Raw genomic sequence first — 20,665 nt, 5'->3', positions numbered from 1 at the left:
GGAAACGGCGGTGGCCCGGTGGTCGGGGAACCGACCACCGGGCCACGCGCGCGTCTGCGGTCAGGCCGCCGCCGAGGTCCGGACCAGGGTACGGATCTGGCGCAGCAGCACCGACAGCGCGGACAGGTCGGCGCGGGACTCGTCGAACTCCCCCATCGCCCGGTGCGCCCGGTGGATCGAGGTGGCGTTCGCCTGCTCCCACTCCTGCACCCGCTCCACCGGCGGCACGTCGTCCGGGGTGGAGCCGAGCACCTCGGCGGTGAGCGCGGCCAGCGCGGCGTACAGGTCGTAGCGCAGCGCCATCCGGGCCAGCGTCTGCCACCGGTCCTCGCGCGGCAGCAGGGAGATCTTCGACAGCAGCGCGTCCACCCGGAACCGGTCGGAGAGCACGAAGTAGACCGAGGCCACCTCGCCCACGTCCCGCCGGGTCGCCTGCGCCGTCTCGACGATGTCGAGCAGGCCGAAGCTGTACATCAGGCGGGTCGCCTGCTCGGCCAGGTCACGCGGCAGCCCCCGGTCGACGAGCGACTCGATGTGCGCCGCGATGGCCTCCCGCTCGGTGCCCCAGAACCGGTGCTCCAGGTCCGGCAGGAGCTGGGCCACGCCGCCACGCAGCCGGTCGATCTCCGCCGGCACGTCGATCGGCGACCGGCGGTTGGTGACGAGCCAGCGCACCGCGCGGTCGAGCAGCCGCCGGGTGTCCAGGTAGACGGCGGTCTGCAGCTCGGGCGAGACCTTGTTGTCCAGCGCCTCGACCGCGTCCCAGAGGTCACGCAGGCCGAACACCTCGCGGACCACCACGTACGCCCGGAGCACGTCCGCCGCGGAGGCGGCCGTCTCCTCGACCACCCGGAAGACGAACGAGATGCCGCCCCGGTTGATCGCCTCGTTGACCAGGACCGTGGTGACGATGTCCCGGCGCAGCCGGTGCCGGCCCATCCGGTCGGCGAAGCGCTGCCGCAGCGGCGTCGGGAAGTAGTTGACCAGGATGTCGGTCGTCCACTCCTCGTCCGCCAGGCCCTCGCCGACGATCTCGCGCTCCAGCACGATCTTGACGTACGCGAGCAGCACCGCGAACTCCGGCGCGGTCAGCCCGCTCTCGGTGCGGACCGCCAGCTCCTCGTCCGACGGCAGCGCCTCCAGGGCCCGGTCCAGCGCGCCGGACCGCTCCAGGTCGTTGATCATCCGCCGGTGCACCGGGAGCAGCGAGGCGGCCTGGGCCTGGGCGTTGTTCAGCGCCCGCGCCTGGTCGTAGTTGTCCCGCAGCACCAGCTCGGCGACCTCGTCGGTCATCCGGGCCAGCAGCTCGTCACGCTCCGGCCGGTCCAGCTCCCCGTCGGCCACCGCCGTGTTGAGCAGGATCTTGATGTTGACCTCGTGGTCGGAGCAGTCCACACCGGCCGCGTTGTCGATGAAGTCGGTGTAGATGCGGCCGCCGGTCGACGCGTACTCGATCCGGCCCTGCTGGGTGAAGCCCAGGTTGCCGCCCTCGCCGACCACCCGGCAGCGCAGGCTCTTGCCGTCCACCCGGATGGCGTCGTTGGACTTGTCGCCGACCTCGGCGTTGGTCTGGCTGGACGCCTTGACGTAGGTGCCGATGCCGCCGTTCCAGAACAGGTCCACCGGCGCGGTGAGGATCGCCTTCATCAGCTCCTGCGGGCTGAGCTGCGTGACGTCCTCGTCGAGGCCGAGCACCGCGCGGACCTGCGGCGAGATCGGCACCGACTTCGCCGTACGCGAGTGGACGCCGCCGCCTTCGGAGATCAGCTCGCGGTCGTAGTCCTCCCACGACGAGCGCGGCATGTCGAACAGCCGCTTGCGCTCCTCCCACGACCGGGCCGAGTCCGGATCCGGGTCCAGGAAGATGTGCCGGTGGTCGAACGCGGCCACCAGCCGGATGTGCTTCGACAGCAGCATCCCGTTGCCGAACACGTCGCCGGACATGTCACCGACGCCGACCACAGTGAAGTCCTGCGTCTGGGTGTCGTGCCCCAGCTCCCGGAAGTGCCGCTTGACCGACTCCCAGGCGCCCCGGGCGGTGATGCCCATCTTCTTGTGGTCGTAGCCGGCCGAGCCGCCGGAGGCGAACGCGTCGCCCAGCCAGAAGCTGTGCGCCTCGGAGATCTCGTTGGCGATGTCGGAGAACGTCGCGGTGCCCTTGTCGGCGGCCACCACCATGTACGGATCGTCGCCGTCGTGCCGGACCACGTCCTCGGGCGGCACGATCTCGCCGCTGACGATGTTGTCGGTGACGTCCAGCAGCGCGGAGATGAACTCCTTGTAGCAGATCACCGCCTCGTCCCGGTCGCCCGGCTTCTGCTTGAGCACGAAGCCGCCCTTGGCGCCGACCGGCACGATCACCGCGTTCTTCACCATCTGCGCCTTGACCAGGCCGAGCACCTCGGTCCGGAAGTCCTCGCGCCGGTCGGACCAGCGCAGGCCGCCGCGGGCCACCGGCCCGTAGCGCAGGTGCACGCCCTCGAACCGGGGCGAGTAGACGAAGATCTCGAACTTGGGTCGCGGCGCGGGCAGGTCCGGGATGGCCTGCGGGTCCAGCTTGAACGCCACGTACGGCTTGGGCCGCCCGCCCACCGGCTTCTGGTAGAAGCTGGTGCGCAGCGTGGCCTGGATCAGCGTCAGGTAGGCCCGCAGGATGCGGTCCTGGTCGAGGCTGGCCACCTCGTCCAGCGCCTCGCCGATCGCGTCGACCAGCTCACCGCTGCGCTGCCGCCGCTCGTCGAGCGTGGTGGCGCCCGGGGCGAACCGGGTCTCGAACAGCTTCACCAGCAGTTCGGCGATCTGCGGGTACGCGATGAACGTCTGCTCCATGTACTCCTGGGAGAACACGGTGCCGGCCTGGCGCAGGTACTTCGCGTACGCGCGCAGCACGACGACCTGCCGCCAGGTGAGCCCGGCCCGGAGCACCAGCTCGTTGAAGCCGTCCACCTCGGCCTCGCCCCGCCAGGCGGCGGCGAAGGCGTTCTCCACGTGCGGACGTACCTCGGCCAGGTCCTGGTGCCGCTCGGGCAGCTCCAGACCGAAGTCGTAGAGCCAGATCCGGCCGTCGACGCGCTCCACCTCGTACGGGTGCTCGTCGACCACCTTCACACCGAGCGAGTGCAGCACCGGCAGCACGGCGGAGAGCATCATCGGCTCGCCGTACCGGTAGACCTTGAACCGCACGTCCATCGCCTCGTCGGCGTCGGCGGCGCGGGCGGCGTACGGACGCGGCGGGGCCTGCTTGCGGAACAGGTGCATCTCCAGCTGGCCGGGCTCCTCCAGCAGCTCCAGCTTCGCCAGGTCCTTCATCGCCTCGTACGGCGTGTGCCCGTCCTTGTAGCCCTCCGGGAACGCGTCGGCGTACCGGGCGAACAGGTGCTTGGCCTGCTCGTCGCCGAGCTTGCGCTCCAGCACCAGCCGGTAGTCGTCGTCCCAGAGGCGGGTCGCGTCGGCCAGCTCCTCGGCGAGCAGGTCGGCGTCGATGTCACCGGGCGGGTTGTTCGGGTCGGTCCGCACGATGAAGTGCACGCGGGCCAGCATCGACTCGGTCACCCGGGTGGTGTAGTCGACGCCGACGCCGTTCAGCTCGCGCAGCAGGATGTCCTGCATGCGCAGCCGGTTCTGCGTGGTGAACCGGTCCCGCGGCAGGTAGATCAGGCAGGAGATGAACCGCCCGTACGCGTCGCGGCGCAGGAACACCCGCAGCTGCCGGCGGCCCGCCATCCGCAGCACGCCGATCACCGCGTGGTAGAGGTCGTCGGTCTTGATCTGGAACAGCTCGTCGCGCGGGTACGTCTCCAGGATCTGCAACAGGTCCTTGCCGGAGTGGCTGCGCAGGCTCAGGCCCGAGCGGTCGAGCACCTCGGCGACCTTGCGCCGGACCACCGGCAGCTCCTGCACGCTGGTCCGGTACGCGGCGGTGGAGAACAGGCCCAGGAAGCGCCGCTCCCCGACCACCTCGCCGGCCTCGTTGAAGATCTTGAAGCCGATGTAGTCGAGGTACGCCGAGCGGTGCACGGTGGCACGCGAGTTGGCCTTGGTGATGATGAGCAGGCGCTTCTCCAGCACCTTCTCGTGCGCCTCGGGCGTCATCGAGTTCAGCGACCGGGCCTCCGGCGAGTCGGAGCGCAGGATGCCCAGGCCGGTGCCGAGCACCGCCTCCAGGGCCTGCCCGCCGCCGCGCGCGCCGTCGGCGTCGACCAGGCGGTACTCGCGGTAGCCGAGGAACGTGAAGTGGTCGTGCGCCAGCCAGCGCAGCAGCTCCACCGAGTCGGTGATGTCCTTTTCCGGCACCGGCGGGCGGTTGTCCGACGTCCGGGCGGCGGCCAGCTCGTCGGCGAGCGCGAGGGCCCGCTGCCGCATCTTCGGCCAGTCCTCGACCGCCTCGCGCACGTCGGTGAGCACCCGCTGCAACTCGCGGCGCAGCGCCTCCCGCTCGGCCGGGTCGCGGACCGGGTCGATCTCGATCCGCATCCAGCTCTCGACCAGGTCACCGGCGATGGCGTCGTCCGGCTCCACGTCCGCCGAGACCTCGGTGAGCCGGCCCAGCGGCTCGCGCCGCACCACGACCAGCGGGTGCACCAGCAGGTGCACGTCGAGGTGACGGGAGTTGAGCAGGGCGGTCACCGAGTCGACCAGGAACGGCATGTCGTCGGTGACGATCTCGACGACCGTGTGGTGCTGCTCGGCGTCCGGCTCGTGGATGCGCAGCTTCAGCTCGCCCGGAACCCGCTGCTGGGCCAGGTCCCGGTGGGCCCGGGCCGCCTCCAGCATCTCCTCGGCGGTGAAGCCGATCAGCTCCTCGTCCGGCGCGAACCGCCAGAAGCGGTCCACGAGTGTGGCCGCGTCGTGGTCGTCGCCGGCCAGCGCGACCGCCTGGGCGACCAGCCGCTCCGCGTTGGGAACGGGCTCGTCCAGCTCGGCGTCCTCCGACTCGTCGGCCAGTGCCTGCGTGGGCAGGCCCAGGTCGTAGAGGGTGTCGATGCTGGAACCGGTCATCCCGGTCACTCCTGTGTCGAGACGGCTGAAACCGTCCCCGTCGGTCGCCGAATCGAAGCTGTCGTCGTCCCGGCCGGTGTCAGCCTGCCGGAGGTCGGGTCCCGGTTTGATCGCCGGACGCCGGTCCATCGGTGCCACTCCCCTCGACCCACCGCACTGTGGGTCACTCTGCCGCCCAGCCTAGGCCCTACCGCGTGGTACCTCCCGCGGCGGACCACCGGCCGGACGTCCGGATCGGGACTCTGTCCTTTCACCCGTTGCGGGTTCGTGGTCGGCCGCCCGCGGAGTACCCCGACTGGCGATGTTCATCACACTGCCACACGGGGCTTTCCGCGCTGCCGGAGGCCGTGGCGGGGCGGTGGCGAGCGCCGGGCCGTACTAGCGTGCAGGGCAGTTGAGCACCGGAGGGACCGCTTCATGCCCGTGTCGTACCCCGTCCGCCCCAGCCGTCACACCCGTCGTCGCCTCCTCGCGGGGCTGGCCGCCGCCCTGGTCACAGCGGGCGCGCTGACCGGCTGCTCCGGCGACGACGGCCCGGAGGCGGCCGTCGAGGCGTTCCTCGGCGGCTGGCGCTCCGGCGACCTGCAGGCGGTCGGCTTCATCCAGCCGGCCGGCGGGCGGGTGGCGGCCGGCGAGGTGACCAAGCAGCTCCAGGCGCTCGCCGGTGAGCTGGCCGCCAACCCGCCGGAGTTGACGCGCACCGGCGAGATCACCACCAAGGGCGACGTCGCCACCGCCCGGGTCAAGGTGAGCTGGGCGCTGCCCGGCGGCGCCCGCTGGGCCTACGAGAACCCGGTACGCCTCAAGCGCGGCGGCGACGACCAGTGGCAGGTGATCTGGGAACCGGCTGTGGTGCACGAGAAGCTGGAGAGCGGCGACCGGATCGCGCTGCGGCGGGAGCCGGCGCAGCGCGCCGGCGTGCTGGACGCCGCCGGCCAGCCGATCGTCGCGCCGCGCCCGGTGGTCCGGGTGCAGGTCGTTCCCGGCGAGGTCACCGACGTGCCCGGCCTGGTCAAGAAGCTGGACGCCGCGTTCAAGGCGATCCGGCCCGCGCTCAGCCCGCCGGTCGACCTGGGCGACCTGCCCAAGCGGCTCAAGGAGGCGAAGCCGGACGGGCTCGTCGAGGTGGTGACGCTGCGTGAGGACGCATACCGGCAGATCAAGCCACGCATCTACGAGCTGCCCGGCACCCGGTTCGCCACCGACCAGCTCATGCTGGCCCCGACGCGCGAGTTCGCCCGGGCGCTGCTCGGCTCGGTCGACCAGGCCACCGCCGACGACCTGCAGGCCCACCCCGAGCGGTACGCGCGCGGCGACCTGGTCGGCCACGGCGGCCTCCAGGGCCGGTACGACGAGCGGCTGCGCGGCGTCACCGGTGTCACCGTGATCACCGAGCGGACCACCCCGGACGGCAAGGTCGAGCCGACCGGCACGGAGCTGTACCGCGCCGACCCGAAGCCCGGTCAGCCGGTGAAGACCACCATCGACGTGGCGACCCAGAACGCTGCCGACGCCGCGTTGCGCGGGCAGACCCGCCGCTCCGCGCTGGTGGCGCTGCGGATCAGCGACGGCGCGGTGCTGGCCGCCGCGAACGGTCCCGGGGCGGCCGGCGAGAACCTCGCGTTCACCGCCCAGGTGCCGCCCGGCTCGACGTTCAAGATGGTCAGCGCGCTCGGCCTGCTCGACCGGGGCGCGGTGACCCCGCAGACCACTGTGAACTGCCCGAAGACGGCGACGGTCGAGGGCCGCAGCTTCAAGAACTCGGACAACTTCGAGCTGGGCGCGGTGCCGTTCGCCACCGACTTCGCCAAGTCCTGCAACACCGCGTTCGTGGCGCTGGCGCCGAAGCTCGGCCCGGACGGGCTGGCGCAGGCCGGTCGTACGCTCGGCCTGGAGGCCGCGTGGGATCTCGGCGCGGACGCGTTCACCGGCAAGGTCTCCGCCAACGGCCCGGCCACCGAGCAGGCCGCCGCCGCGATCGGCCAGGGCACCACGCTGGTGAGCCCGCTGGCCATGGCGAGCGCCACCGCGGCCGTGGCCCGGGGCAAGTTCGAGCAGCCCAAGCTGCTGCTCGACCCGGCGCCGGCCAAGCCCACGCCGGCCGGCGAGGCGCTCAAGCCGGAGTCGGTGACGGCGCTGAAGTCGCTGATGCGCGGGGTGGTCACAGCGGGCAGTGGCAGCGCGCTGGCGGACGTGCCCGGCGAGCCGGTGCACGGCAAGACCGGCACCGCGGAGTACGACAACAACCCGGCGAACACGCACGCCTGGTTCGTCGGGTGGCAGGGTGACGTGGCCTTCGCCGTCTTCGTCGAGCAGGGCGGGGCGGGCTCGAAGGTGGCGGCGCCGATCGCCGAGAAGTTCCTGCGCGGCCTCGCCCGCTAGCCCGCCTGCCCCGCCGTACGCGCACCGGGCGCAGCACTGTCGGATGTCCGGCATTCACTTGCGGTGGGGAAGCGGCGGCCGACGCGGCGACGAAACTCCGACACACCCTCGCAAATCCCTTGCGCTTTTTCTCGGACAGTCGTCGATCGGGTCATTACCGCAACCGACGGCCATCGACTCCCGTCATGACGGGTGGTGAACATCAAGACAGCGCTGTACGGTGCCGACACGCGCCCACAGGCGGCGATCCGCCCATCATCGCTGTGGAGATGAATTGGCACACCCAGTAGCAGCGCTCTCGGGAAAATCCCTGTCCGAATCCATCGACCGCGCCTTGTCCTGCCTTCGGGTCAACTTCCGGTCGCCCGAGGGCACGGCTGGTTGGTATCACTTCCTGGACGATCCCAATCCGGGAATCACCGCCTCCGCCGTCGGGCTGTTCACCTTCCGCATCGCGGGTCAGGAGTTCGAACGGGCTGACGAGATCATCAAATACCTGGTCGACCAGCAGATCGTCGATCCGGACGGCGGAGCGGGTGGCTGGGCCGTGAGAACCACCAACGGCTTCCCGATCATCGAGGCCACCGCGTGGGTGGTACGCGCGCTGAGCCCTCCCGGCACGGGTCGGCTCGCCGCGTCCGACGCATTGCGGGGTGGCGTGCGCTTCCTGGAAGAGAACCAGAACACCGACTTCGGTTGGGCCTCATACGCCGGTCAACCCTCACGAGTCTTCCACACCGCGCTGTGCATGCTGGCGCTCCAGGAGTGCGGCGGCCCGCCGCACGTCATCGACAACGCCAAGAAGTGGCTGATCGGGGCGCAGAGCCCCGACGCGCCGGCCTGGGGCCCGTTGCCCGGCGCTCCGCCCACCCTCCTGCACACCAGCTTCGCACTGCTCGCCCTCTCCCAACTCGAGGGCGCGCTGAGCGTCAACACGATCAGCAAGACGACCGACTGGATCCTCGAACGGCTGGAGGCGGGCGAGCACGTCGAGCGGTCGTCGACGGTGGAGGAGTTCGACGTCCCGTACCCGGACGGGGACCGCCAGACGGTGTTCCAGAATGTCCTGCCGCACTTCGCCGGCCCGATCGCCGTCACCGCTCTCCTGGCGGCCGGCGTCGACCCGCTGCAACCCAAACTGTTCACGGCGGCTTCCGCGATCATGCGGGATCAGGGTCCGACCGGCGCCTGGGAACTGCCACGCAGCCCGTTACGGGAGTCCATCTGGGCGATCTGGCCCTTCGTCTCGGCCCTGTCGAAGATGCGGGAGGCGGTGTTCCCCGGACGGACCGGCGAGGCTCAGCTCCTCTACCCGGGTTGCGCCCTGGTACAGACACAGGTGAGCGCGAGGAGGCTGACCAGCGCCCTGTTGATGCGCAACTTCCTGCTGAACTGGGTACGCCGACGCAAGGTGACGCTCGCACTGTGGTCGATCGGGGTCGTCTATTCGATCGGCGCGGTGGTCCTCTACCTGACCAGAGCCGTCGATCGCACCGAGTTTCTGGTCGGTCTCATCCTCCCCGCGCTGCTGCTGATCTTCCAACTGATCTGGGGGGCACGCCGGCGGCGCGGAGGGCAAGGGCAGTGACGGGCGGACCGGCCGACAGCTGCGAGATGTGCCGGGAGGTCAGGCGCAACACCGTTGGCGCGTCCGGCCTCGACGATCCCTCGCCGCCCCGGCTCGTCATGCGGTGGTCGGGCCTCGACGTCATGGCCGGACTCGGCTCCCTGACTCCGGGCTACGCCCTGGTCGTACCGCACCGTCACGCGCCGAGCAGCGGCGACCTCCCCGCCGGGGAACGGTCCCGGCTGCACGTCCTGGCCCGCGCCGTCGCCGCCCAGATCGAGCGCGTCTTCGCCTGCCGGGTGACTCTGGTCGAACACGGCTCGTCGGGCAAGGAGGCCGGTCACCGCGGCGGCGGCTGCATCACCCACTGTCACATCCATTTGTTTCCGCTCCCGCCGGAGGCGGATGCCCGCGCGCTGGTTCCGCCCGGCGCCCACCCCGTCGACGGCCTCGGCCCATTGATCAAGGCGGCCGACGCCCGCAGGAACTACTACTACTGCTCGTGGGCACCGTCCTTCCACTATCTGACCCTCGAACCTCCTGCGGTTTCGCAGTACGCGCGACGTGTCTGGGCCGAAATCGTGGGCCTGCCGGACACCTGGGACTGGGCCGCTTTTCCCTATATTGAGAACTGCCACATCACCATTAGGGAACTCCGACGGGACGAGGCGCGGATGAACGAGACGATTGGTGCCGAGGTCCTGGACGAGACGCTGGCCACCTACGAGAACAACGCCGCGCGCTACGCGGCGGACACCGAACAGTTCGCGGACGACTCCGCGCTTCCCCACCAGATCGACCACCTGCTCGATGCGACCACCGGTCCGGTACTGGACGCCGGGGCGGGCGCGGGTCGGGACGCACACTACATGGCGGCCAGGGGCCGTCCCGTCGTCGCCATGGACGCCTCTGCCTCCCTGCTCACCCAGGTCAAGTGGAGCGCCCCGTTCTCACGGCTGGTGGCCGACATCAGGGACATCCCACTGGCCGACTGCTCCGTCGGCGCGATCTGGTGTTCGGCGGTCCTGCTGCATCTCGGCGGTGCGGACGTACGACGGTCGCTCGACGAGCTGCACCGGGTGCTGAGACCCGGGGGCATCATGCAGATCTCGGTCAAGGAGGGCCGAGGGCTCGTCAGCGAGCAGCTGGGCGAATCGGGCGAGGTCCGGCACTTTTTCCTGTACGAGCTGCCCGAGCTGCGCGCTCTGGTAGAGGAGGCCGGCTTCGAGGTGACCCGGGCCTGGACCGAGGAGGAGAGCAACTCGGGCCGATCCGCGCAGAGCTGGGTAAAGGTGCTGGCTACGAGGAGGTACTGACCGTGCTGCCCCACCTCCATCTGCACCTCGAACCCCAGCAGCGCAAACGTCTACAGGTGGGCCTGACTCCCGCCGAGCATCGCCGGGATCCGGCGGCCTTCTTCGCCGCGCACGACGTCGGCAATCGCGGACGGCTCCCGGTATCGGCGGACGACTTGCGATCGTTCATCCGGCAGATGCACGAGGAGCAGCGCCGGGAAGGGGTGGATCACGTCGAACTCCGGCTCTCGCCGCGGCGGTTCGTGTGGGACGGCATGCCACTGGCCGCGTTCCTCCGCGTCGCGCACACCACAATGGAGTCGCTGGAGCGCCCGTCGGTCCGGGGGATTCTCCTGATCAACCGGGACAGCGACGAGGAGTTCGTTCGCGCCTGCACGGGCGCGCTGGCCGACCTTCCGGCCACCTTCGTGGGCATCGACCTCGCCGGCGACGAGAGCAGGTACGACGACACGGCTCCGTTCCGGGGCCTGTTCCGCGCCGCCCGCGAGTCGGGGCTCGGCGTCACGGTGCACGCCGGGGAGTTCGGGCACCTGGATGGCGTATGGCGTGCCCTGGACGAACTCGGCGCGCAGCGTTTGGGCCACGCGGTCGCCGCCGCCCGCAGCCCGTCGCTGCTCAAGCGGTTGGGAAACGACGGTGTGCTCGTCGAGGTGTCGATCTCATCGAATCTGGCCCTGGGCGCGGTCGACGCGGCCCACGCCCACCCGGTGCGGACCTTCCTCGACGCGGGTGTGCCGGTCTGCTTCAACACGGACGTCCCGTTGGAGAGCGGGGCTACGCTTCCGGAGGAGATGGCGTCGGCGGCGAGGCTGCTCCATCTGAGCGTCGCCGAGGTGACCGCCGTGCAGCGGAAGGCGGCGGCGTTCGTGTTCCGACGGCCGGGCTGAACTGCCGCGCGATCAGTCGATGCCCGCGGACGACGGCGGGGTGTCCTTCGGTGCGTCCTCGTCGGTCTGGGGCACCCGACGCAGCAGCCCGGAGGAGACCGCGGCGGCTGGCCCGATCGGCTCAACGGCGACGGCCGGCACCGGCGTCTCCAACGACGCCGAGGCGAGCCCTCCGGACGTCGGCGCTGAGGCGAGATCCGGCTCGTCCGCCGCCAGGCCGGAGCCGAGCCCGGCGGTCCCGGCCGCCGGATCCGCGTCCCGCTCTGCGGCGTCGCCGTTCGGCGATAGGAAGCTGCCCGCCCGGGTTGCCTCCGCGTACCGTGCGCGCTGGGGCGGCGGGCCGGGCGGCAGCAGACGGGGCGGAACGGCGCCCGGCGCGACGACCGGGGCGAGCCCGGCCACCACCGTGTTCACGATCTCGGCCGCGTACGCCCCGTCCGGGTCGTAGTCGGGGTCGAAGACGGTCAGCTCGACGCCGAGGCAGTGCGGGGTGTCGACCAGCCCGGCCAGCAGGATCTCCAGCTCGGCGAAGGCGATGCCACCGGGGTCGGGCGCGTCCACGGCGGGCATCACCGCCGGGTCGAGCACGTCGACGTCGATGTGCACCCAGTAGCCGGCGCAGTCGACGAGCTGCTCGTGCGCCCACTGGGCGGTCCGGGCCGCGCCCTCGGCGCGCAGCGCCGGCACCGGCCGGGTGGTGATGCCGGCGGCCTGCAGGTCGAGGCGGTACTCGTCCTGCGCGCGGATGCCGAGCACCACCACGTCGATGTCCCGGAAGTAGGGCCGCCTCCCCTCGATGGCCGCCAGGTCGGGCTGCCCCCGCCCGGTGACCAGCGCCAGGTCCTCCCCGGCGGCCGCGCCGACGTAGGAGGCGTTGCCGGGGTGCCGGAAGTCGGAGTGGCCGTCGACGAAGACCAGGCCGATCCGCCCGCCGACCGCCTCGCCGAGGCGGTGCATGGCCAGCCCGGAGCCGAGCAGCACCGAGCAGTCCCCGCCGAGCACCAGCGGGAACTCGCCCCGGTCGATGATCGCGCCGATCCGGTCGGCGAGCGCCAGCGAGTACGCGGAGATCTCCGGCGCGTGGCAGACGCCGTCGCCGGGTCGCCAGTCCCCCGGGTCGTACCGGGGCGGGGTCAGGCAGCCGGCGTCTCGGGCCCGCAGCCGGGCGAGCAGGCCGTGGTCGCGCAGCGCGCCCGGCGCCTTGGCGCATCCGGGCACGGAGCTGGCGGTGGGTGGGCGCAGCCCGAGGTTCGTCGGCGCGTCGAGGACGGCGATCCGGCGCATCATGGGCTCCCGTCCTCGGTGGTCGGGCGGGCCGGCGGTGCGCCGGCCCGCGCGGGTTGACTCAGAACAGCGCGCTGGCCAGGGCGCGTCGGGCGGAGGCCACGGCGGGGTCGTCCGGGCCGGCGATGGTGAACAGGCCGAGCAGGTGCTGGCGTACCCGGTCCCGGTCGTCCCCGGCGGTGCGCCGGACCAGGCCGACGAGCCGCTGGTACGCCTGGTCGGCGAGGCCGCTGAGCACCTCGATGTCGGCGGCCAGCAGTTGGGCGTCCACGTCGTCGGGGGCGGCGGCCGCGGCGTCCAGCGCGCCCTGCGGGTCGGCGCCGGCGACCCGGCGGGCCAGCCCGACCTGCGCCAGGCCCGCCTCCGCCGCCGCGTCGGCCGGGGACTCGGCGAGGATCTTCCGGTACGCCGCCTCGGCCGCGTCGAGGTCACCGCTCATCAGCGCGTCGTCGGCGGCGTCGAGGCGCGGGTCCTCCGGTTCGGCGACGGTGACGCCACCGGCCTTGAGCACGGCCTGGAGCCACTGTCGCAACTGCGACTCGGGCACCGGGCCCGGGAAGGCGTCGATCGGGCGGCCACCGACGATGGCGTACGTGGTGGGCAGCGCCTGGAGCTGGAACATCTGCGCGAGCCGCGGCTGCTGCTGCACGTCGACCCGGGCCAGCAGCCACGCTCCGCCGCCCTCGGCGGCCAGCTTCTCCAGCACCGGGGCGAACTGGTCGCTCTCCGGGTAACCGGCGGCGCCGAAGAAGACCACTACCGGTGTGGTGAGCGAGCGTTCGAGCACCTCGGACTGGATGTTCGCCTCGGTCACGTCGATCACGGCGGCGGAGCCGGCGGGGCTGCCCGGCAGCCCGGCGGGCGTGCCGCCCGGAGACGGTGTGGCGGTGGAGGTGTCGGCAGGTGCGGGGGTGCGCAGCGCGCTGAGGTCGACCGCGCCGCGGGTGAAGATCGACGAGGTGATCCGTGGGTCGCTCATGGTTGTCTAGTCTCGCACGTACGCGACGGATCTCCGACCAGCCGCGACGGCGACAGTCACCACTCTCCCCCAGCTCAGCCCGCCCGCAAGGAAGGGCCCCTTGTTAACGCCTGCGGTAGAGGAAGGGCCCCTTGTTAACAGCAGCTGTTAACAAGGGGCCCTTCCTTACAAAGCGGCGGTCAGAAGCGGGCGGGCTCGCGGTAGACGCCCCACTCGGTGCGGAGGGCGTCGCAGATCTCGCCGAGGGTGGCCTCGGCGCGGACCGCGTCGAGCATGGCGGGGATCATGTTCTCGCCGCTGCGGGCGACCTCGACCATCCGCGCCACGGCGGCGGTGACGGCGGCGTCGTCGCGGGCCGACTTGCGCTCGGCCAGCACCCGGCGCTGCTCCAGCTCCACCTCGTGCGAGATGCGCAGGATCTCCAGGTCCTTGGCGACGGTGCCGGTGTGGCAGTTGACGCCGACGATCTTCTTGTCGCCCTTCTCCAGCGCCTGCTGGTAGGCGAACGCCGACTCGGCGATGTGCCCGGTGAACCAGCCGTCCTCGATGCCGCGCAGGATGCCGGAGGTCATCGGGCCGATGGCGTGCGGGCCCTCGCCGCCGAGCTGCTTGATCCGGGCGAAGATCTCCTCCGCCTCGGCCTCGATCCGGTCGGTGAGCGCCTCGACGTACCAGGCGCCGCCGAGCGGGTCGGCCACGTTCGTCACGCCGGTCTCCTCCATCAGCACCTGCTGGGTACGCAGGGCGATCTCGGCCGACTCGTCGGTGGGCAGGGCGAGCGTCTCGTCGAGCGCGTTGGTGTGCAGCGAGTTGGTGCCGCCGAGCACCGCGGCCAGGGCCTCCACGGCGGTGCGTACCACGTTGTTCACCGGCTGCTGCGCGGTCAGCGACACTCCGGCGGTCTGCGTGTGGAACCGCAGCCACTGCGCCTTCTCGCTGGTGGCGCCGTACACGTCGCGCAGCCAGCGGGCCCAGATCCGGCGGGCGGCGCGGAACTTGGCGATCTCCTCGAAGAAGTCCACATGGGAGTCGAAGAAGAAGCTCAGGCCGGGGGCGAACGTGTTCACGTCGAGCCCGCGCGACAGGCCCAGCTCGACGTACCCGAACCCGTCGGCCAGCGTGTACGCCAGCTCCTGCGCGGCGGTCGAGCCGGCCTCGCGGATGTGGTAGCCGGAGACGGACAGCGGCTTGTACCGGGGGATCTCCCGGGCGCAGTACTCCATCAGGTCGCCGATGAGGCGCAGGTGCGGCTCGGGGTCGAACAGCCACTCCTTCTGCGCGATGTACTCCTTGAAGATGTCCGTCTGGAGCGTTCCGTCCAGTGTGGACAGATTGGCGCCCTGCCGTTCGGCGGCGACCAGGTACATGCAGAAGACCGGCACGGCCGGACCGGAGATGGTCATCGAGGTGGTCACGCCGGCCAGGTCGATGCCGTCGAACAGCACCTCCATGTCGGCGGCCGAGTCGACGGCGACACCGCAGTGGCCGACCTCGCCGAGCGACTGCGGGTCGTCGGAGTCGCGTCCCATCAGCGTCGGCATGTCGAAGGCGACGGAGAGCCCGCCGCCACCGGCGCCGAGGATCATCTTGTACCGCTCGTTGGTCTGCCGGGCGTTGCCGAAACCGGCGAACTGCCGGATGGTCCAGGTCCGCCCGCGGTAGCCGGTCGGGTACAGACCTCTGGTGTACGGGAACTCGCCCGGCCAGCCGATCCGGTCGAAGCCCGGGTACGCCGCGCCCTCCGGCGGGCCGTACACCGGTTCGACGCTCATGCCGGACAGCGTGGTGAAGTCCGCGTCGCGCTTGCGGGCGGCGTCGTAGCGGGCCTGCCAGCGGGCCCGACCGGCGGCGATCTCGTCAGCGTCCATGCGCGGAGCTCCTTCTCAAGTCGTCGTCCCAAGCCCGAGTGTAGAGCGAGATCCTGAACGATCCTTAAGTGCATGCGTACCGGCCGGTAACTCGCAGGCGCCCGGCGCGAAGCCCCACCACGATCGTCGATCCGCAGGTCAGAGCGCTGTCTCACGTGCCGGACGGCTTGCCGCCGGAGCCTCCCCGGCGGCCCGGAGACGTGCCACACTCCCCGCCGTGGGCATGCACATCGCGATCGGGCCGATTACCTAGGCGGCGTACGCCTTCGCGTGCGTCGCCGGCCAAGCCACCCTGTCGGCTCGACACTGTGAGGCTCCCGTGACCACGTTCCCGTTTCCCCCCGACACCGTCGATCGCCAGCTTCCCGGCCCGGCCGTCCGGCCGCACGACGACTCCCCCGCCGGCGCGTGCACGATGGTGGTGCACCTCGGCCCCGGGCACTCCACCACCGGCCTGCTCAAGGTGCTGTCCGTCCTGCACTCACGCCGGGTCGCGGTGACGCACGTCCAGTACGTGCAGTGCCCGGACCGATCGGCGGTGATGATCGTGGAGTGCTCCCCCGCCACGGCGTCGCTGGAGACGGTACGCAAGAGCGTCGCGAGGGCGATCCCGGTCGTCAGCGTCAGCGTGCACACCTCGCCCACCCGCGACGGTGTCCGGCGCCCCCGGGCCCGTCGCGGCAGGTGACAGTCAGCCCGCGGCACCGGAGATGCCACCGCCGCGCATGACGTCGCGGGCGGTGAGCGCCACGTGCAGCGACAGGCGCCGCTCGCTCGAATCCAGGTCGACGCCGAGCACCCGCTCGATCAACTGCAACCGCTGGTACAACGCGGAGCGGGACAGCGACATCTCCTCCGCCGCACGCCGCTTGTTGCGCCCCTCGACCAGGTACGCCTCCAGCAGCGCCACGTGGTTCGTGCCGTGCCGCTCGTCGTAGGAGAGCAGCGGGCCCAGTTCGCGCTCGACGAACGTCTGCAGACGCACGTCGTCGCGCAGCAGGTACAGCAGGCCCCGGAGGCGGACGTCGAGGAGCCGGTAGAAGGGCCGGGGCTCGGCGGTGTGCGCCGTGGCGTCGGCCACCTGGGCCGCCTCGATCAGCGAGCGCCGCGCCAGGTCCAGCGACCTGACCACTGATCCGGCGGCGACCACGACGTCCGACCCGGCCCGCACGCCCGCCCGGGTGAGCGCGGTGGACAGGCCGAGCAACGCGGCCTCGTCGGACTCGGCGTCGGTGAGGGCGACGAGCACGGTGACCTCCGCACCACCGAGCCCGTCGACGTCCCCGGCCAGCGCCGACAGCCCGCAGTCGCGCACCGCCGTCTCCACCGCGTCCAGCAGTTCCCGGCGGCGCGCGTTCATCTCGGCGCCGGGCCCCGGGCCCGGCCGGCGCCGGCGGACCACCACCCCGAGCAGCCGCCGCTGTTCCAGCGCCACACCGAGCCCGCGCGCCCGCAGCGCCACGTCCCGGGTCGGCGCGGAGTGGTTGACGATGCTCCACAGCAGGCTGCTGCGCGCCTGCCGTTCGACAGACGAGTCGTCCCGGGCGACGAGCTGGTTCAGCGCGATGGTGGACGCGGCGCGCTCCAGCAGGACGCTCGTCCGGGCCGGCGGCTCCTGGTCGCACAGCAGCACCAGCCGCCCCCACCTGTTGCCCCGCGCCTCCACGCCGGTCACCAGCCAGCCCGAACGCGGCTCGTAGCCGGTGCCGGACGGGACCTCGACCGCGCGTGAGCGGGTCTCCCAGCGGTCGAGCAGCTCCTCGGCCGACAGCGGGCCGGTCTCGTACGCCAGCACCTGGTGGGAGAGGTTCTCCAGCACCACGGGACGCCGGGACAGACGGGTGACCTCGCGGAGCACCTGCCGGGGCTCCGCGCCCTCCACCGACAGCTCGGTGAAGATCCGGTGGATCTCGTCCTTCGCGAGCAGCTCGGCGGTCTGCTCCTCAACGATCACCGAGTGGACCACCTCGGTCACCGCCACGAACCGCATCTCCCGCTGGAGCGCGACGAGCGGCAGGTTCCGGCTGCGGGCCTGCTCGACGAGCGCGGCCGGCAGCGTCCCGCCGAACCGGCGGCCCAGCTCGACCACGACCCCGGCCGCGCCGACCGCCGCCAGGCCGTCGATCCACCGGCGCAGCCCGTCGTCGTCCGGCGGCAGGCCGATACCGGTGGTCAGCACCAGCTCCCCGCCGCGGAGCAGGTCGGCGATCTCCGGGATCTCGGCCACGTGCACCCAGCGCACCGGAGCGTCCAGGCGGTCCCGCCCGGCCATGACACGCGGCCCGGCCTGCTGCAACGCCGGCAGTTCGAGCACGTCGCGAACCGTCATCGGCATCAGACCGTCTCCCTCCTCGCTCCGGCGCACAGTATGTGTGCTTCTCCCGGGCTGGAACGACACAGTGCCCATTGCCCGGGCCTGGGGAAGCGCAGATGATCCGGGCATGACCCAGACAGCACCCGGCACCGTGCCCGCTCCCGTCCCGCTGGAGCGGGTGACCCACTGGATCGACGGCAAGGCGTTCGCCGGCGTCACCGAGCGTACGGCCCCAGTCTACGATCCGGCGCTGGGCACGGTCCGGACGGAGGTGCCGCTGGCCTCCGCCGACGAGGTGGACCAGGCGGTCGCCTCCGCCGCCGCCGCGTTCGCCTCCTGGCGGAACTCGTCGCTGACCAAGCGCACCCAGGTGCTGTTCGCGTTCCGGGAGCTGGTGAACCAGCACAAGCAGGAACTGGCCGAGCTGATCACGGCCGAGCACGGCAAGGTCGTCTCGGACGCCCTGGGCGAGGTCACCCGCGGCCTGGAGGTCGTGGAGTTCGCCTGCGGCATCCCGCACCTGCTCAAGGGCGGCTACTCCGAGGGCGTGTCCACGAACGTGGACGTCTACTCCATCCGGCAGCCGGTCGGCGTCTGCGCCGTCATCTCCCCGTTCAACTTCCCGGTGATGGTCCCGATGTGGTTCGTGCCGATCGCCATCGCGGCCGGCAACGCCGTCGTGCTCAAGCCCAGCGAGAAGGACCCGTCCGCGTCGCTGCTCGTCGCCCGGCTCTGGGAGCAGGCCGGCCTGCCCGCCGGCGTGTTCAACGTGGTGCACGGCGACAAGGTCGCTGTCGACCGGCTGCTGGAGCACCCCGAGGTCAAGGCCGTGTCGTTCGTCGGCTCCACCCCGATCGCCCGGTACGTGTACGAGACCGGCACCCGCAACGGCAAGCGCGTACAGGCCCTCGGCGGCGCGAAGAACCACATGGTGGTGCTGCCGGACGCCGACCTCGACCTGGCCGCCGACGCGGCGGTCAACGCCGGGTTCGGCTCGGCCGGCGAGCGGTGCATGGCGATCTCCGCCCTGGTGGTCGTCGAGCCCGTCGCCGACGACCTGGTGGCGCGCATCCGCGAGCGCATCGCCGGCCTGAAGATCGGTGACGGCCGCCGCTCCTGCGACATGGGGCCGCTGGTCACCCGGGAGCACCGCGACCGGGTCGCGTCGTACCTGGACGCGGGCGTCGAGGCCGGCGCCGAACTGGTGGTGGACGGGCGGAAGGTGCAGGTCGACGGCGACGAGTCCGGGTTCTGGCTCGGGCCGAGCCTGCTGGACCGGGTCTCGCCGGAGATGAGCGTCTACACCGACGAGATCTTCGGGCCGGTGCTGTCGGTGGTGCGGGTCGGCAGCTACGACGAGGCGCTCAAGCTGGTGAACTCCAACCCGTACGGCAACGGGACCGCCATCTTCACCAACGACGGCGGCGCGGCCCGCCGGTACCAGAACGAGGTCGAGGTCGGCATGGTCGGCGTCAACGTGCCGATCCCGGTGCCGATGGCCTACTACTCGTTCGGCGGCTGGAAGGACAGCCTCTTCGGCGACTCCCACGCCCACGGCGCCGAGGGCGTGCACTTCTTCACCCGCGGCAAGGTCGTCACCTCCCGCTGGCTCGACCCCAGCCACGGCGGAATCAACCTCGGCTTCCCCGAGAACGTCTGAGCAGCGGGAGAGACGCGACAATGAGCACCAGCGCACGCCGCACCTACGAACTCGACCGCGCCCACGTCTTCCACTCCTGGTCGGCCCAGGCCCTGCTCGACCCGATGGTGGTCGAGCGCGCCGAGGGCTCGTACTTCTGGGACGGCGACGGGAACCGCTACCTGGACTTCTCCTCCCAGCTCGTCAACACCAACATCGGCCACCAGCACCCGGCGGTCGTGGCGGCGATCCAGGAGCAGGCCGCCAAGCTGTGCACCATCGCGCCGTCGTACGCCAACGACGCCCGCAGCGAGGCGGCCCGGCTGATCACCGAGCGGACCCCGGCGGGCCTGGAAAAGGTGTTCTTCACAAACGGCGGCGCGGACGCGATCGAGCATGCCGTCCGGATGGCCCGGCTGCACACCGGCCGGCCGAAGGTGCTGTCCCAGTACCGCAGCTACCACGGCGGCACCCAGACCGCGGTGAACCTGACCGGCGACCCGCGTCGCTGGCCCAGCGACAACGGCACCGCCGGGGTCGTGCACTTCTTCGGCCCGTTCCTGTACCGGTCGGAGTTCGGCGCCACGACCGAGGAGGAGGAGAGCCGGCTCGCGCTGCGCCACCTCGAACGGGTCGTGGAGATGGAGGGCCCGTCCACCATCGCCGCGATCGTGCTGGAGACCGTGCCGGGCACCGCCGGCATCATGCCGCCGCCGCCGGGCTTCCTCGCCGGCGTACGCGAGCTGTGCAACAGGCACGGCATCCTCTACATCGCCGACGAGGTGATGGCGGGGTTCGGGCGTACCGGCGCCTGGTTCGCCATCGACCACTACGGCGTGACGCCCGACCTGATCACCTTCGCCAAGGGCGTGAACTCCGGTTACGTGCCGCTCGGCGGTGTGGTGATCGCCGACCACGTCGCCGACACGTTCGCCACCCGCCCCTACCCCGGCGGGCTGACCTACTCCGGCCACCCGCTGGCCACCGCCGCCGCCGTCGCGACCATCAACGCGATGCGGGACGAGGGCATCGTCGAGAACGCCGCCCGGATCGGCGCGGACGTGCTCGGCCCGGGGCTGCGCGAGATCGCCGAGCGGCACCCGAGCGTCGGGGACGTACGCGGGCTCGGCGTCTTCTGGGCGCTGGAACTGGTCCGCGACCGCGAGACCCGGGAGCCGCTGGCGCCGTACGGGGCCTCGTCGCCGGAGATGAACGACGTGCTGGCCGAGTGCAAGCGGGGCGGCCTGGTCGTGTTCGCCAACTTCAACCGGATCCACGTGGTGCCGCCCTGCACGGTGTCGGAGACGGAGGCCAAGGCGGGACTGGCGGTCCTCGACGAGGCGCTGACACTCGCCGACCGGCACACGGTCTAGACGTACGCCCATCACCGCCCGCCGGGTCCACCCCGGCGGGCGGTCCCATATCCGAGAT

12 protein-coding genes are annotated in these 20,665 nt (G+C 71.6%); 7 read left to right on the top strand and 5 right to left on the bottom strand.

The genetic code is table 11. From position 1 onward, the window contains the following. Nucleotides 1–60: 60 nt before the first annotated feature. On the bottom strand, nt 61–5,127 hold the full coding sequence (locus tag MCBG_RS25645) for an NAD-glutamate dehydrogenase (protein ID WP_043328784.1): 5,067 nt from the start codon (nt 5,125–5,127) through the stop codon (nt 61–63). A gap of 288 nt (nt 5,128–5,415) precedes the next feature. Between MCBG_RS25645 and MCBG_RS25640 the strand changes: the two genes are divergently transcribed. The 4 genes from MCBG_RS25640 (at nt 5,416) to MCBG_RS31295 (ending at nt 11,150) form a co-directional block, all read left to right on the top strand. Further along, nucleotides 5,416–7,380 carry a penicillin-binding transpeptidase domain-containing protein gene (locus tag MCBG_RS25640; RefSeq protein ID WP_043328783.1) on the top strand — a complete coding sequence of 655 codons (1,965 nt, stop codon included), beginning with the start codon at nt 5,416–5,418 and terminating at the stop codon, nt 7,378–7,380. A gap of 274 nt (nt 7,381–7,654) precedes the next feature. After that, on the top strand, nt 7,655–8,968 hold the full coding sequence (locus MCBG_RS25635) for a prenyltransferase/squalene oxidase repeat-containing protein (protein WP_158629869.1): 1,314 nt from the start codon (nt 7,655–7,657) through the stop codon (nt 8,966–8,968). Next, nucleotides 8,965–10,263 carry a methyltransferase domain-containing protein gene (locus tag MCBG_RS25630; protein ID WP_043328781.1) on the top strand — a complete coding sequence of 433 codons (1,299 nt, stop codon included), beginning with the start codon at nt 8,965–8,967 and terminating at the stop codon, nt 10,261–10,263. Before MCBG_RS25635 ends, MCBG_RS25630 begins: the two co-directional genes overlap by 4 nt. A 2-nt stretch (nt 10,264–10,265) precedes the next feature. Next, nucleotides 10,266–11,150 carry an adenosine deaminase family protein gene (locus MCBG_RS31295; protein ID WP_064447796.1) on the top strand — a complete coding sequence of 295 codons (885 nt, stop codon included), beginning with the start codon at nt 10,266–10,268 and terminating at the stop codon, nt 11,148–11,150. A 12-nt stretch (nt 11,151–11,162) separates the two neighbouring features. On the opposite strand, the gene MCBG_RS25620 is transcribed toward MCBG_RS31295, so the two are convergent. From MCBG_RS25620 to MCBG_RS25610, 3 genes are all read right to left on the bottom strand, one after another. Next, nucleotides 11,163–12,437, bottom strand: a complete 1,275-nt coding sequence (locus MCBG_RS25620) for an arginase family protein (protein WP_043328780.1) — start codon at nt 12,435–12,437, stop codon at nt 11,163–11,165. 58 nt (nt 12,438–12,495) lie between these two features. Beyond that, complete coding sequence (locus MCBG_RS25615; RefSeq protein WP_043328779.1) at nt 12,496–13,413, bottom strand: tetratricopeptide repeat protein; 918 nt, start codon at nt 13,411–13,413, stop codon at nt 12,496–12,498. 179 nt (nt 13,414–13,592) lie between these two features. Next, the gene (locus tag MCBG_RS25610; RefSeq protein ID WP_043328778.1) at nt 13,593–15,281 is read right to left on the bottom strand and encodes an acyl-CoA mutase large subunit family protein; all 1,689 of its coding nucleotides are present in this window, start codon (nt 15,279–15,281) and stop codon (nt 13,593–13,595) included. A gap of 319 nt (nt 15,282–15,600) precedes the next feature. Here MCBG_RS25610 and MCBG_RS25605 point away from each other — a divergent pair, with 319 nt between their 5' ends. Next, a complete protein-coding gene (locus MCBG_RS25605; RefSeq protein WP_043328777.1) occupies nt 15,601–15,969 on the top strand; it encodes a hypothetical protein in 369 nt (122 codons plus the stop codon). A 3-nt stretch (nt 15,970–15,972) separates the two neighbouring features. Here the strand turns inward: MCBG_RS25605 and MCBG_RS25600 are convergent, their stop codons facing one another. Next, the gene (locus MCBG_RS25600; protein ID WP_043328776.1) at nt 15,973–17,616 is read right to left on the bottom strand and encodes a PucR family transcriptional regulator; all 1,644 of its coding nucleotides are present in this window, start codon (nt 17,614–17,616) and stop codon (nt 15,973–15,975) included. 106 nt (nt 17,617–17,722) lie between these two features. Here MCBG_RS25600 and MCBG_RS25595 point away from each other — a divergent pair, with 106 nt between their 5' ends. Both MCBG_RS25595 and MCBG_RS25590 read left to right on the top strand, forming a co-directional pair. Next, nucleotides 17,723–19,255, top strand: coding sequence for a CoA-acylating methylmalonate-semialdehyde dehydrogenase (locus MCBG_RS25595; protein ID WP_051611371.1), 1,533 nt, complete (start codon nt 17,723–17,725; stop codon nt 19,253–19,255). 20 nt (nt 19,256–19,275) lie between these two features. Continuing rightward, complete coding sequence (locus MCBG_RS25590) at nt 19,276–20,607, top strand: aspartate aminotransferase family protein (RefSeq protein WP_043328774.1); 1,332 nt, start codon at nt 19,276–19,278, stop codon at nt 20,605–20,607. The last annotated feature ends 58 nt before the right edge of the window (nt 20,608–20,665 follow it).

The organism is Micromonospora sp. M42, assembly GCF_000568915.1.
Taxonomy (GTDB): domain Bacteria; phylum Actinomycetota; class Actinomycetes; order Mycobacteriales; family Micromonosporaceae; genus Micromonospora; species Micromonospora chalcea.
Note: the sequence above shows the minus strand (reverse complement) of the source record. Positions and strands in the feature narration are given on the sequence as shown.